The sequence below is a fragment of the Amycolatopsis sp. NPDC004079 genome (assembly GCF_040610415.1).
Lineage (GTDB): Bacteria > Actinomycetota > Actinomycetes > Mycobacteriales > Pseudonocardiaceae > Amycolatopsis > Amycolatopsis halotolerans.
In genome coordinates, this window is record NZ_JBEXMH010000126.1 from 1 (window position 1) to 12,366 (window position 12,366).

General features: G+C 70.5%; 13 protein-coding genes. 4 read left to right on the plus strand and 9 right to left on the minus strand.

All coding sequences use genetic code 11. The features are described from left to right. Positions 1-206: 206 nt before the first annotated feature. The 5 genes from ABZX37_RS48175 to ABZX37_RS48195 are packed head-to-tail and all read right to left on the minus strand — an operon-like array spanning position 207 to position 3,796. Complete coding sequence (locus tag ABZX37_RS48175; protein ID WP_354751062.1) at positions 207-1,286, minus strand: ABC transporter ATP-binding protein; 1,080 nt, start codon at positions 1,284-1,286, stop codon at positions 207-209. Further along, positions 1,283-2,050, minus strand: coding sequence for an ABC transporter permease (locus ABZX37_RS48180; protein ID WP_354751072.1), 768 nt, complete (start codon positions 2,048-2,050; stop codon positions 1,283-1,285). Before ABZX37_RS48180 ends, ABZX37_RS48175 begins: the two co-directional genes overlap by 4 nt. A 49-nt stretch (positions 2,051-2,099) precedes the next feature. Beyond that, the gene (gene modA, locus ABZX37_RS48185) at positions 2,100-2,903 is read right to left on the minus strand and encodes a molybdate ABC transporter substrate-binding protein (protein ID WP_354751063.1); all 804 of its coding nucleotides are present in this window, start codon (positions 2,901-2,903) and stop codon (positions 2,100-2,102) included. Then, the gene (locus tag ABZX37_RS48190; RefSeq protein ID WP_009083933.1) at positions 2,900-3,304 is read right to left on the minus strand and encodes a helix-turn-helix transcriptional regulator; all 405 of its coding nucleotides are present in this window, start codon (positions 3,302-3,304) and stop codon (positions 2,900-2,902) included. Before ABZX37_RS48190 ends, modA begins: the two co-directional genes overlap by 4 nt. A 33-nt stretch (positions 3,305-3,337) precedes the next feature. Beyond that, on the minus strand, positions 3,338-3,796 hold the full coding sequence (locus ABZX37_RS48195; protein ID WP_354751064.1) for a MarR family transcriptional regulator: 459 nt from the start codon (positions 3,794-3,796) through the stop codon (positions 3,338-3,340). Between the two features lie 86 nt (positions 3,797-3,882). Here ABZX37_RS48195 and moaA point away from each other — a divergent pair, with 86 nt between their 5' ends. From moaA to ABZX37_RS48210, 3 genes are all read left to right on the plus strand, one after another. Further along, complete coding sequence (gene moaA, locus ABZX37_RS48200) at positions 3,883-4,947, plus strand: GTP 3',8-cyclase MoaA (RefSeq protein ID WP_354751065.1); 1,065 nt, start codon at positions 3,883-3,885, stop codon at positions 4,945-4,947. Positions 4,948-4,950: 3 nt separating this feature from the next. Next, positions 4,951-5,235, plus strand: coding sequence for a MoaD/ThiS family protein (locus ABZX37_RS48205; protein WP_354751066.1), 285 nt, complete (start codon positions 4,951-4,953; stop codon positions 5,233-5,235). Positions 5,236-5,898: 663 nt separating this feature from the next. Beyond that, complete coding sequence (locus tag ABZX37_RS48210; RefSeq protein ID WP_354751067.1) at positions 5,899-6,525, plus strand: transglycosylase family protein; 627 nt, start codon at positions 5,899-5,901, stop codon at positions 6,523-6,525. 123 nt (positions 6,526-6,648) lie between these two features. On the opposite strand, the gene ABZX37_RS48215 is transcribed toward ABZX37_RS48210, so the two are convergent. The 4 genes from ABZX37_RS48215 to ABZX37_RS48230 all read right to left on the minus strand — a co-directional run bounded on the left by ABZX37_RS48215 (position 6,649) and on the right by ABZX37_RS48230 (position 9,858). Beyond that, positions 6,649-7,569 carry a molybdenum cofactor biosynthesis protein MoaE gene (locus ABZX37_RS48215; RefSeq protein ID WP_354751068.1) on the minus strand — a complete coding sequence of 307 codons (921 nt, stop codon included), beginning with the start codon at positions 7,567-7,569 and terminating at the stop codon, positions 6,649-6,651. Then, complete coding sequence (gene moaC, locus ABZX37_RS48220) at positions 7,566-8,036, minus strand: cyclic pyranopterin monophosphate synthase MoaC (protein ID WP_354751069.1); 471 nt, start codon at positions 8,034-8,036, stop codon at positions 7,566-7,568. The genes ABZX37_RS48215 and moaC overlap by 4 nt, the downstream gene beginning before the upstream one ends. Before the next feature lie 100 nt (positions 8,037-8,136). Further along, the gene (locus ABZX37_RS48225) at positions 8,137-9,531 is read right to left on the minus strand and encodes an NAD-dependent malic enzyme (RefSeq protein WP_354751070.1); all 1,395 of its coding nucleotides are present in this window, start codon (positions 9,529-9,531) and stop codon (positions 8,137-8,139) included. A gap of 147 nt (positions 9,532-9,678) precedes the next feature. After that, positions 9,679-9,858, minus strand: coding sequence for a hypothetical protein (locus ABZX37_RS48230; RefSeq protein ID WP_037807827.1), 180 nt, complete (start codon positions 9,856-9,858; stop codon positions 9,679-9,681). Positions 9,859-9,950: 92 nt separating this feature from the next. Here ABZX37_RS48230 and ABZX37_RS48235 point away from each other — a divergent pair, with 92 nt between their 5' ends. Next, positions 9,951-12,191, plus strand: coding sequence for a helicase-associated domain-containing protein (locus tag ABZX37_RS48235; RefSeq protein WP_354751071.1), 2,241 nt, complete (start codon positions 9,951-9,953; stop codon positions 12,189-12,191). Positions 12,192-12,366 lie beyond the last annotated feature (175 nt).

Here is a 12,366-nt window from a genome sequence, read left to right on the forward strand (position 1 = left end):
TCCGCCCCAGATCCCGAAGCGTTCATCGTGGACCAGCGCGAGCTGAGTCCCTCAGGGTTCCCCTCACGGACGCCTGGCCCCGCCCAGATCCTCCGACCTGGGCAAACCGCACCCGCAGCGCCGCCTTAAGTCCCTGGCATCGGATCTCCGTCGAGGCATGGCCGCACACAACAACTGCGGAGAAAACCTCGTGGAGCCAGCGCGGGTCAGGAGGCCGCGGCCGGATGCACCGACACGGTCGCGGCCTTCACCGACAACGCCACCGCCGAGCCGGGCTCCAGGGCGAGTTCGGCGACCGCGGCCGGGGTGAGGTCGGCGGTCAGGCCGTGTGCCCAGCCGTCGCCCTCGGTCCGGACGCGGATCACCGGGCCGTGCGGTTCCAGTGCCGCGACGACGGCGTCGGTCGTGTTGCGCGGGCTGCCTTGGTGCTCGCCGTCGTGCGGGTAAACAGCGACGGCGTTCGGTTCGAACACCGCGACGGCCGCCTCGCCCACCACGGTGTCCGGCGTCAGCAAACCCGTCACCACCTCGCCTGAAAGCGTGCGCAATCCGTCCGCCACCGCGACTCCGGACACCAGGTTCAGCCCAGCGATCCGCGCGGTGAAAGCCGTCCGCGGCGCCGCGAGCACCTCCCGCGTCGGCCCGCGTTCCACGATCCGGCCGCCATTCATCACCGCCACGTGGTCTGCCAAGGCCAGCGCGTCCAGCGGATCGTGCGTGACCAGCACGGTGGTCGGGCCGTCGCGCAGCACCCGGCGCAGCAGGCCGCGGATCGCCGGCGCCGAGTCCACGTCGAGCGCGGCGAACGGTTCGTCCAGCAACAGCAGATCCGGCGCGGACGCCAAGGCCCGCGCGATCGCCACCCGCTGCTGCTGCCCGCCGGACAGCTGGCTCGGCCGCCGGTTCGCGAATTCCGCCGCGTCCACTTCGCCCAGCCATCGCAAGGCGATCTCCCGCGCCTCCGCCCGGCTGGTACCGGTCGAGCGCGGCGAGAACGCGACGTTGTCCATTGCGGACAGATGCGGGAAAAGCAGCGCGTCCTGAGACAACAGCCCGACCCGCCGTTCGTGCGGCGGCAGGTCGACGCCGTTCCCGGCCAGCCGCCGGTCGGCGAGCGTGACGTCGGCCGAACTCACCGGCAGCAGACCGGCGAGGCTGCCGAGCACCGTGGACTTACCGGAGCCGTTGGGGCCGAGCAGCGCGAGCACCGAGCCGCCGGGCACGGTGAACTCGACGTCGAGCGAGAACTCGCCGCGGGTCAGCGCCAGCTTCGCGGAAAGCGTCACCGCAGCCCGCCTTCCCACGACCGCGGCCGCGCGACCGCGATCACCAGGACCGCGACCGCGATGAGCAGCAACGCGAGCGCGACCGCGCTGTCGATGTCCACTTCGGCCTGCGTGTAGACCTCGAGCGGCAGCGTCCGGGTCACACCTTCCAGACTGCCCGCGAACGTGATGGTCGCGCCGAACTCCCCCAGCGCGCGGGCGAAGCTCAGCACCACACCGGAGCCCAGCGCCGGGAGCAGCAACGGCAGCGTGACCCGGCGGAAGACCGTCCACGGGCGCGCGCCGAGCGTCGAAGCGACCTGCTCGTAGCGGTCGCCGGAGCCGCGCAACGCGCCTTCCAGGCTGACGACCAGGAACGGCATCGCGACGAACGTCTGCGCGATCACCACCGCGGCCGTCGTGAACGGCACCTGCTCGCCGGTCAGCCAGTTGATCAAGATGCCGAGGAAACCCTTGCGGCCCAGCAGGTACAGCAGGGCCAGGCCGCCGACCACCGGCGGCAGCACGAGCGGAAGCAGCACGATCGACCGCAGCATCCGCACCCCCGGCACCCGGGAGCGGGCCAGCACGATCGCCAGCGGAACGCCGAGCAGCACGCAGGCCACTGTGGACAGTGCGGCGGTCACCAGCGACAGCCGGAGCGCGTTCAGCGACGAGGACGTGACCAGCAGCGACGGCAGCCGGGTGAGATCGGACCGCACCAGGAGGCCGACGACCGGCAGCACCACGAGCGCGAGCGCGGCGACGGCGGGGATCCAGAGGATCAGGGGCACCCGGGCGTGCGGCGGCCGGGTCTCGGCCGCCGCGCCCGCCTTACTTGCCAGGGCCGAACCCGATCTTGGCCAGTTCGGCCTTGCCCTCGGCGCCAAGGATGAAGTCGTTGAACTGCTTCGCCAGCGCCGCCTGCGGGGCGTTCTTCACCACCGCGATCGGGTACTGGTTCACCGCGCCCGAGGACTCCGGGAAGTCGACCTTGTCCACCTTGCCCGCGGCCGACGTCGCGTCGGTGACGTACACCAGCCCGGCGTCGGCGTCGCCCGACTGGACCTTGGCCAGCACCTGCTTGACGTTCGTCTCCTCGCTCACCGGCTTGAGCGCCTTGCCGGTGCTCTGCTCGACCTTCTGCGTGGCCGCGCCGCACGGCACCTGCTGCGCGCACACCACCACGTTCAGGCCGGGCTTGGTCAGGTCGGCGAAGGTCTTGATGCCCTTCGGGTTCCCCTTGGCCACGGCGATCGCGAGCTTGTTGGTGGCGAACACCGTCGGCTGGCCGTCGATCACGCCGTCCTGCACGGCCTTGTCCATGTTCTTCTGGTCGGCCGAGGCGAACACGTCGGCCTTGGCCCCGTTGTCCAGCTTCTGCACGAGCGCGGAGGAACCCTCGTAGTCGAAGGTGACCTTGACGCCCGGGTGCGCGGCCTCGAACTGCTTGCCGAGCACGTTGAAGGATTCGGTGAGCGAGGCCGCGGCGAACACGGTCAGCGTGCCGCTTCCCGGAGCGGGGGCGGACGCGGAGCCCCCACCCTGGCTGGAGCTGGGCTGGTCGCCGGAGCTGCAGGCACCGGCGAACAACGCGATCGCCGCGGTTCCGGCGACGGCGAGGGCGAGCTTCTTCATCTGGATCCTTCCGGGGTTTCCACCACGACGGTGGTCGCCTTGACCACGGCGACCGCGAGCACGCCCGGGCGCAGCCCGAGTTCGCGGACCGCCTCGGTGCTCATCAGTGACACCACTCGGTGCGCCCCGCACTGCAGTTCGACCTGCGCCATCACCTTGTCGGCGACGACCTCGGTGACGAGCCCGACGAAGCGGTTGCGGGCGGAGCGGCCGACCGCCGACGGATCGTCCGGTTCGGACGCTTGCGCCCTGGCGAACCCGGCGAGCTGAGCGCCGTCGACGACCTTGCGGCCGGCGGCGTCGTCCGTCGCGGTCAACTGACCCGCGCGAACCCACCGGCGGACGGTGTCGTCGCTTACGCCGAGCAGCCGAGCGGCCTCGGACAACCGAAATTGCGGCATGGCCGGAACATTATCCCCGCAGATGCGGAAAAGCTATGCGGGGTGCGCATTTTCGCGTAACGCTTCGAGCATTGCGAACTGATAACGCCCGAGGACTTTCCGTTCTGCGGAAGTGAACTCCGCGAGCACCTCGGCGAGCCGCCCGAGCTCCGGTCCGGAGATCGCGTCGAGCCGTTCGCGGCCCGCCTCGGTGATCGTCACGAGCACCTTCCGGCGATCGGTCCGGTCGCGTTCGCGCAGCACCAGACCGGCCTTCTCCAACCGGTCGAGCACACCGGTCACCGCACCTGTCGACAAGCCGGTGAGCTGCCCGATTCGGCCTGGGGTAAGGGAATCCGCGGTTTGCCCGGCGAGTTCGAGAGCCTGCAGCTCGGTCGCGGAAAGCCCTTCGCGGGCGGCGTCGCGGGCGTGCCGGAGGACGGTGTGCGTGCGCAGCTGAGCCGCCAGCGCCGCGAAGTGAGTCAGCTCACCATTCGTCTCAGCGGTGCTCACCGAGTGCCTCCACATCGGAACCGAGGGTGGTTTCCAGGATTTTCGCAAGACTGCCTTTTCCGACCGTGCAAGCTATCCTGAGCGTAATGACAGCAGTACATCTCGGGTTTCCTCGCGTCCCCGGCAACCGAGGCCCGTCCGGCACGCCCCGGCCCGAGCACCCCGGTCTTGTCGATTCCTTCGGCCGCGTCGCGACGGACCTGCGGGTCTCCCTCACCGACCGGTGCAATCTGCGCTGCACGTACTGCATGCCCGCCGAGGGGCTCGACTGGATGCCCGGCGACCAGGTGCTCTCCGACGACGAGCTGGTCCGGCTGATGCGGATCGCGGTGGAAATGCTCGGCGTCACCGACATCCGGCTCACCGGCGGCGAACCGCTGCTGCGCCCGGGACTCGAGCAGATCGTCGAGCGGATCACCGCGCTCGAACCGCGTCCCCGAGTGTCCATGACCACCAACGGGATCGGGCTCGCCAAGCGCGCCCCCGGCCTCGTCTCGGCCGGGCTCGACCGGATCAACGTGTCGCTGGACACCATCGACCGCGAGCGCTTCGCCGAACTGACCCGCCGCGACCGGCTGCCGCACGTGCTGGCCGGCCTCGCCGCCGCCCGCGACGCCGGGCTGTCTCCGGTGAAGATCAACTCCGTGCTGATGCGCGGGTACAACGAGCACGAGGCGGTGCCGCTGCTGCGCTTCTGCCTCGAAGAGGGCTACCACCTGCGGTTCATCGAGCAGATGCCGCTCGACGCGCAGCACGGCTGGAACCGCCGCGACATGATCACCGCCGAGGAGATCCTCGCGATGCTCGGCGAGGCCTTCACCCTCAGCCCGTTCCCCGCTCCGCGCGGCGGTGCGCCCGCTGAGCGCTGGCTGGTTGACGGCGGCCCCGGCGACGTGGGCGTGATCGCGTCGGTGACCAGGCCGTTCTGCTCCGCCTGCGAGCGCACCCGGCTGACCGCCGACGGAGCCGTCCGCTCCTGCCTGTTCTCGAACGACGAGACGGACCTGCGTTCCCTCGTGCGCGCGGGCGCGCGCGATGACGAGGTGGCGGACGCGTGGCGCGACACGATGTGGCGCAAGCTCGCGGGCCACGAGATCAACGAGGCCGGCTTCGCGCAGCCGATCCGGCCGATGAGCGCGATCGGCGGCTGAGCCATGACCTCCCCTTCCCTGTCCTCTTCTTCCCCGGTGACAGTCGTCGTCCGGTACTTCGCTTCGGCACGGGCCGCGGCGGGCACGGAAGAGGAGAAGGTGGAGCTGGCGGGCGGCGCGACGGTGGCGGACGCCGTCCAGGCGCTGCGCGAGCTGCACCCCGGGCAACTTTCCCGCGTGCTCGACGCGGCGAGCTTCCTGGTCAACGAGGTGGCGGTCCGCGATCGCGGCCGCGCGCTCAGTGACGGCTCCCATCTGGACGTCCTCCCGCCGTTCGCCGGCGGATGAGCTGCCGGAAAGCCCCCGTTCGCCCGGCTGAGCGCCGCACTGAACGGCGGAGCCGCCAGTTCCGGCCGATTGGTCCGGACCACGGCGAATGGCGGCACTGGCGCGCTGAGCGGTCGGCACTCTTTATCCCTACTCTCCGAAGTGTTTCGCTCACGGCGTATTCGGGCACCTCAAAGAACCACTCCGCAGACAGTGGCCGACGGTTGACCAGTGGTTTAGAGTGCCCGCTCTTATCTGCTGCGAATGGCCCCTTGACGCGTTATCGACGTGACCCAAGCCTCACGATCCGTGAAATATCTCGGCTAGAAAACGGCCAGATAACGGCGCTCTGACCAGCGCAAACAAGCGGGTCGAGCGAGGTTGCGTGCCGTTACTGTGACGTAGGTCACACCTCGAATGATTTCCGATCACGCTCGGAATTACGTACCGTCGCTTTTCGGTTGGCCCCGACCGACCAAGCAACACCGGGAATCCGTAGCGCCCAGCTCTGTCCAGCGGATCCCCGGACCCATACCCCGAGCGAAAGCATTTCCGGACAGAGACGAGGGGACGAAGACGGCGCGTCGTGCGACGTCCGCGTCAGCCGCCCGGCAACGGGCGGACGGGCTCCCAACCCGACCCGCAGCAGCAAGCTCGTAGGCGCAGGAATCGAGAAGTCTTCACATGTCGTACCGAGGCAAGCACCGCAAGATGTCCGCTGCCACCCGCACCATCGCCCGTGTCGCAGTCGCGGGTATCGCGGTCGGCGCCCCTCTCGCGATCGCCGCGACCCCCGCGTCGGCGACCAACTGGGACGCCATCGCGCAGTGCGAGAGCGGCGGCAACTGGAACACCAACACCGGAAACGGCTACTACGGCGGTCTCCAGTTCACCCAGAGCACCTGGAAGGCCTACGGCGGCACCGGCAGCCCGCAGGGCGCGTCGCGTGACCAGCAGATCGCCGTCGCCGAGCGCGTCATGCAGGGCCAGGGCCCCGGCGCGTGGCCGGTGTGCAGCAAGAAGGCCGGCAGCTCGGCCTCCTCGCACAAGGCGACCCCGAAGAAGAGCACCGCCACCAAGAAGGCGACCCCGAAGAGCGTCGCCCCGAAGAAGGTCACCCAGCCGGTGGCCGCGCTGGTGGCGAACTCCAACCCGAACGGTGACTACACCGTCAAGGCTGGCGACACGCTCTCGAAGATCGCCAAGGAGCACGGCGTCCAGGGCGGCTTCCAGAAGCTGCAGGACCTGAACAAGCAGTACGTGTCGAACGCGAACTTCATCGTGGTCGGCCAGAAGCTCGCCACCAAGTGAATCCGAGCCTCTTCGTGAGGCTGGTTCCGGCGCAGCGACTGCTGTGACAGAACGTCCGAAGGGCCCCACCGCGTCAATCCCCTGGCGGTGGGGCCCTTCGTCGTGTCCGGGCTCACGAGGGGGTCAGGGCGAGTTGACCCATTCGTCGGTGCCGTCGGTGAAGTGCTGGTGCTTCCACACCGGAAGCCGCGCCTTCACCTCGTCCACCAGTTCCGCGCACGCGGTGAACGCCTGCCCGCGGTGCTCGGCGGCGACCGCGCAGGCGAGGGCGACGTCGCCGATCGTCAGCGCGCCGACGCGATGGCTCACCGCCACCGCCCGCACGCCCTTCCAGCGCGCCGCGAGGTCGTTGACCACCTCGGCGAGCACGTCGCCCGCGCTCGGGTGGCCCTCGTAGGTCAGATCGCGCACGCCCTTGCCGCCGTCGTGGTCGCGGACCACGCCGGAGAACGTGACCACGGCGCCCGCCGCGTCGTCCTCCACCAGCCGCGCGTGCTCCTCGACCGACAGCGGCTGGTCGCTCACGTTCGCCCGCAGGATCCGGACAGCGGGACCAGCCTGCACCGTCTCGCGCGGGTGGTCGCCACCGGCGAGCTGGTCCACCGCGTGGTCGAGGATGTCCTCCAGGACCCGTAGACCGTCCTTCACGCCGCCGCTCGACCCGGGAAGGTTCACGACGAGGGTTCGGCCCGCCACTCCGGCCACGCCGCGCGACAGCACCGCGGTGGGCACCTTCGGCAGCCCGGCCGCACGGATCGCGTCCGCGACGCCTGGCAGCTCGTAATCCAGCACCGCGCGGGTGACGTCCGGGGTCCGGTCGGTCGGCGAGATGCCGGTGCCGCCGGTCGTGAGGATCACCTGGACGCCGTCGGCGACCGCGGCCCGCAGCGCGACGCCCACCGGGTCGCCGTCCTCGACGACCACCGGCGGCGGCACGTCGTAGCCGCGGCCTGCCAGCCAGGCGACGAGCACCGGGCCGGTCTTGTCCTCGTAGACGCCCCGTGCGGCGCGATTGGACGCGACGATGACGCGCGCGGTGCTCATGGCCGCTCCCAGGTTCCGGTCTTGCCGCCGTCCTTGCGCAGCAGCCGCACGTTGTCGAGCGTGGCGGCCGGGTCGACAGCCTTGATCATGTCGTGCAGCGTCAGCCCGGCGACCGCGACGGCGGTGAGCGCCTCCATCTCGACGCCGGTCACGTCCTTGGTCTTGGCCGTCGCGCTGATGTGGACCGCGGCGCCGTCCAGTTCGAACTCCACCTTGACCCCGGACAGCGCGATCTGGTGGCACAACGGGATCAGCTCGGGCACCCGCTTGGCGCCCATGATCCCGGCGATCCGCGCGGTCGCCAGCGCGTCGCCTTTGGGAAGGCCGCCTGCCGAAAGCAGGCCGACGACCTCCGCCGTGGTGTGGACGGTCCCGCCGGCGAGCGCGGTGCGCGCGGACGCCGTCTTGCCGGAAACGTCGACCATCCGGGCGGCGCCGGACTCGTCGACATGGCTGAGTTCACTCACGCCGCGAGGTTACTGCGCAACTTCGCCCAAAGTCCGTGAAGGGCTCCTTGCGGGAATCTGATTCCCGCAAGGAGCCCTTCACGGACGGAACGAGGCTGGGTCAGCCGGCGCGTTCGGCGCGGACGGCGTTGCGCACCGCTTCCGCCACTGCCGGGGCCACCGCGCTGTCGAACACGCTCGGCACGATGAACGACGCGTTGAGCTTGCCGTTGTCCACCACGTCGGCGATCGCGTCGGAGGCGGCCAGCAGCATGTTGTCGTCGATGTTGTGCGCGGCGGCGTCGAGCAGGCCGCGGAAGACGCCGGGGAACGCCAGCACGTTGTTGATCTGGTTCGGGAAGTCGCTGCGGCCGGTGGCGACGACCGCGGCGTGCTTCTGCGCCTCCAGCGGGTCGATCTCCGGGTCCGGGTTGGCCAGCGCGAAGACGACCGCGTCGTCGTTCATCGTGGCGACCTGCTCCGCGCCGAAGAGGTTCGGGGCCGAGACGCCGACGAAGACGTCCGCGCCGACCAGCGCGTCGTGCAGGGTGCCGGACTTGCGGTCCTTGTTGGTGTGCTCGGCGATCCACGTGAGGTTGTCGTCGAGGTTGCCGCGCTCGGGGTAGACGATGCCGTCGATGTCGGCGGCCACGATGTCGCCCGGGTTCTTGCGCAGCAGCAGGCGGATGATCGCCGAACCCGCCGCGCCGACGCCGCTGACCACGATCTTGCAGTCCTCGATGTTCTTCCCGACCACGCGCAGCGCGTTGCGCAGGGCGGCGACCACGACGATCGCGGTGCCGTGCTGGTCGTCGTGGAAGACCGGGATGTCCAGCTGCTCGCGCAGCCGCTTCTCGATCTCGAAGCAGCGCGGCGCGGCGATGTCCTCGAGGTTAATGCCCGCGTACACCGGCGCGAGCGCCTTGGCGATCATGATGATCTCTTCGGTGTCCTGGGTGTCCAGGCAGACCGGCCACGCGTCGACGTCGGCGAACTTCTTGAACAGCGCCGCCTTGCCCTCCATCACCGGGAGCGCGGCGGCCGGGCCGATGTTGCCGAGGCCGAGCACCGCGGAGCCGTCGGTGAGCACCGCGACGGTGTTGCGCTTGATGGTCAGCCGGCGCGCGTCCTCGGGGTTCGCGGCGATCGCCTGGCACACGCGGGCGACACCCGGCGTGTACGCGCGGGAGAGGTCGTCACGGTTGCGGAGCGCGACCTTGGGGCTGACCTCGATCTTGCCGCCGAGGTGGATCAGGAACGTCCGGTCCGAGACCTTGCGCACGCGCACGCCCGGCAGCGAATCGAGCGCCGCGGTGATGTCCTGCGCGTGGTTTTCCGACAGCGCGTTGGCGCTGATGTCGATCACGATCGTGTCCGCGTGCGATTCGACGACGTCGAACGCCGTCAGCACGCCGCCGACGCGGCCGACCGCGGTGGTGAGATCGCCCGCGGCCGTGGACGAGGCCGGGGCCTCGACCCGGACGGTGATCGAATATCCGGGACCGGGAACCGGCATGACACGTACTCCCCGCTGGTGGAGTGGGTTAGGACGGCTCGAATCTAGTCCGGTGACCCGCGCCACCACACCCCAACCGGGTGACTGACCAGTAACTTCAGGTCCGGGGCGCCGCGGCTCGCGGCGCTCCCGGACGCGGTCCGCAGGTCAGCGGTTGATCTCGGTCTCCGGGTGCACATAGGGCACCTGCTCGAGCGGGAAGGCCAGGTCGCCGAACGGCGAAAGCGCCCCCTGCCGGTCCGAAGACAGCTCGGTGACCGGGTGCTCGCCCGGCTCGCCCGGCCACGTCGGGTCGATGCCCTTGCTCTGCTTGTCGCCCTTCGCCACTGCTTCCTCCGAGGCCCTCGTCCGGCAAACTCGACCACAGTCTGCCCGAACACGTCTCGTGCGCGCGCACCCGCCCGGTATCCTGGATGTCTATGCCCGCGACCTCTCTGGCGGACTGGCTGCGTGCGGAGTCCGACGACGCACTCGCCGAACTGCTGCGCACACGTCGCGATCTGTCCACCCCTCCTCCGTCCGACACCACCGTGCTCGCCACCCGCGCGGGCACGCCGGGGTCGGTCGCCCGCGCCTGCGAAGACCTCGACACATTCACCCTCGCGGTGATCGACGCGCTGCTGGTCTCCGGTGCCGACCTCGAGCCGACGCCGGTCTCCGCGGTGACGGCGCTGATCGGCCGCGACGTCAGCGAACCGCTCGCCCGGCTGCGCGCTCGGGCGCTCGTCTGGGGCGCCGACGACGAGCTGCGGGTGCCACCCGCGGCCCGCGACGCGCTCGGTCCGTTCCCGGCCGGGCTCGGCGCACCGTCTCCCGCGCTCGCCGCCACCGACATCGACGCACGGCTCGCGGAGGTCGGCGAGGACGAGCGCGCCGTGCTCACCGCGCTCGCCGCCGGGCCGCCCATCGGCCGCACCCGCGACGCGAGCTTCGACGTCGGCCTGTCCGACGCGGCCACGCCGGTGCAGAAGCTCCTCGCGCGCGGCCTGCTGCTGCGCCGCGACGACCAGACCGTCGAACTTCCCCGCGAACTCGGCCTGCTGCTGCGCGGCGGCCGCGCGTTCGAGCCGGACACGCTGATCGAGCCGGAGCTGCCCGTCCATCCACATCGGACGGACACAGTGGACCAGACCGCCGCCGGCGAGGCCATGGAGTTGTTGCGGCAGACGGAATCCCTGCTGCGGATGTGGTCGGATTCGCCGCCGCCGGTGCTCAAGGCGGGCGGGCTCGGGGTACGCGAGCTGAAGAAGGTCGCCAAGGATCTCGAAGTCGACGAGACCCGTGCGACGCTGCTCGCGGAGCTGGTTGTCGGCGCGGGACTCGTTGCGGACAGCGAAAACACCGCCCCCGAGTACGTGCCCACCATGCTCACCGACAGCTGGCTCGCGTCGCCGTCGGTGCAGCGGTGGATGACGCTCGCGCAGGCGTGGCTGGAGCTGCCGCGACTGCCCGGTCTCGCCGGTGGCCGGGACGCGAAAGACAAGCCGATCGCACCGTTGTCCGAAGAGCTGCGACGCCCGCTCGCGCCGGTTTCGCGGCATCGCGTGCTCACTGCGTTGACCGCGCTGAACCCAGGCGCAGGCGTGAAAAGCATCGACGAGCTGGTCGCCGTACTGGCCTGGCGCGCGCCCCGGCGGGGTGGCCGGTTACGCGACGAAACCGTGCGTTGGACGATGGCCGAGGCGACCGCACTGGGCCTCGTCGGCCTCGGCGCCCTCACCACCGCCACCCGGTTGCTGCTGGAAGACGACCGCCCCGGCGCGGTCGAAGCGATGCACGACGCACTGCCCGCGCCGGTCGACCACGTGCTCGTGCAGGCAGACCTCACCGTCGTCGCGCCGGGCCCGCTGGAGCCGGAGTTGGCGGCCGACATGGCCGCGGTCGCGGACGTCGAATCCGCTGGGCACGCAACGGTTTACCGCATCACCGAACCTTCGGTGCGGCGCGCGCTCGACACCGGGCGGACCGCGGACGAGCTGCACGCGATGTTCCGCGACAAGTCGGCGACGCCGGTGCCGCAAGGCCTCACGTACTTGATCGACGACGTCGCCCGCCGCCACGGACGTTTGCGCGGTGGCACCGCGGGATCGTTCCTGCGCTGCGACGACGAGGCGCTGCTCGCCGAGGTACTCGCTCATCCAGTGGCCGCGGAGTACGACCTGCGACTGATCGCCCCCACGGTGCTGATCAGCTCCGCACCTCTGGCTGAGGTACTGGAAGCCTTGCGCGGCGCGGGTTTCGCCCCTGCGGCGGAGGGCCCGGACGGCCGGGTAGTCGACCTGCGACCCACCGGACGTCGACTGCCCGCCCGCGCCCGCGCGGCTCGGGCCCGGCCGGGCGAGCAGGCGGTGCTGACCGACGACCAAGCGACGCGGATCGTGTCGAATCTGCGCGCCGGAGACCAAGCTTCGGCCCGGCGGCGGGGTTCGACGGTACGTGCGCCTGGTGGCGGCGGTGCGGACACGACGGCGACGTTGGATCTGCTTTCCCGCGCGACGCTTGAGCAGCGCGAGGTGTGGATCGGTTTCGTCGATTCGCGCGGCACGGCGAGCCAGCGGGTGGTGCGTCCGTTGCGGGTCGGCGGCGGGGTGTTAGAGGGTGCCAATCATGAGCGGTATCCGTTGCACCGCATCACTTCCGCCGCGCTGGTCGAGGACTGACGCCGCCCCGATCGGGTCTTCTCAGCACCAGCTGCGTGCGGCCCCGCCGCAGCGACGCGGAACATCAGCCGGGCCGTGTGGCTGGCCTGCCGCAGAGGTCCGTGAAGGGCTCCTTGAGGGAATCAGATTCCTTCAAGGAGCCCTTCACGGACCTTCACAGCGCCGGACGACCAGG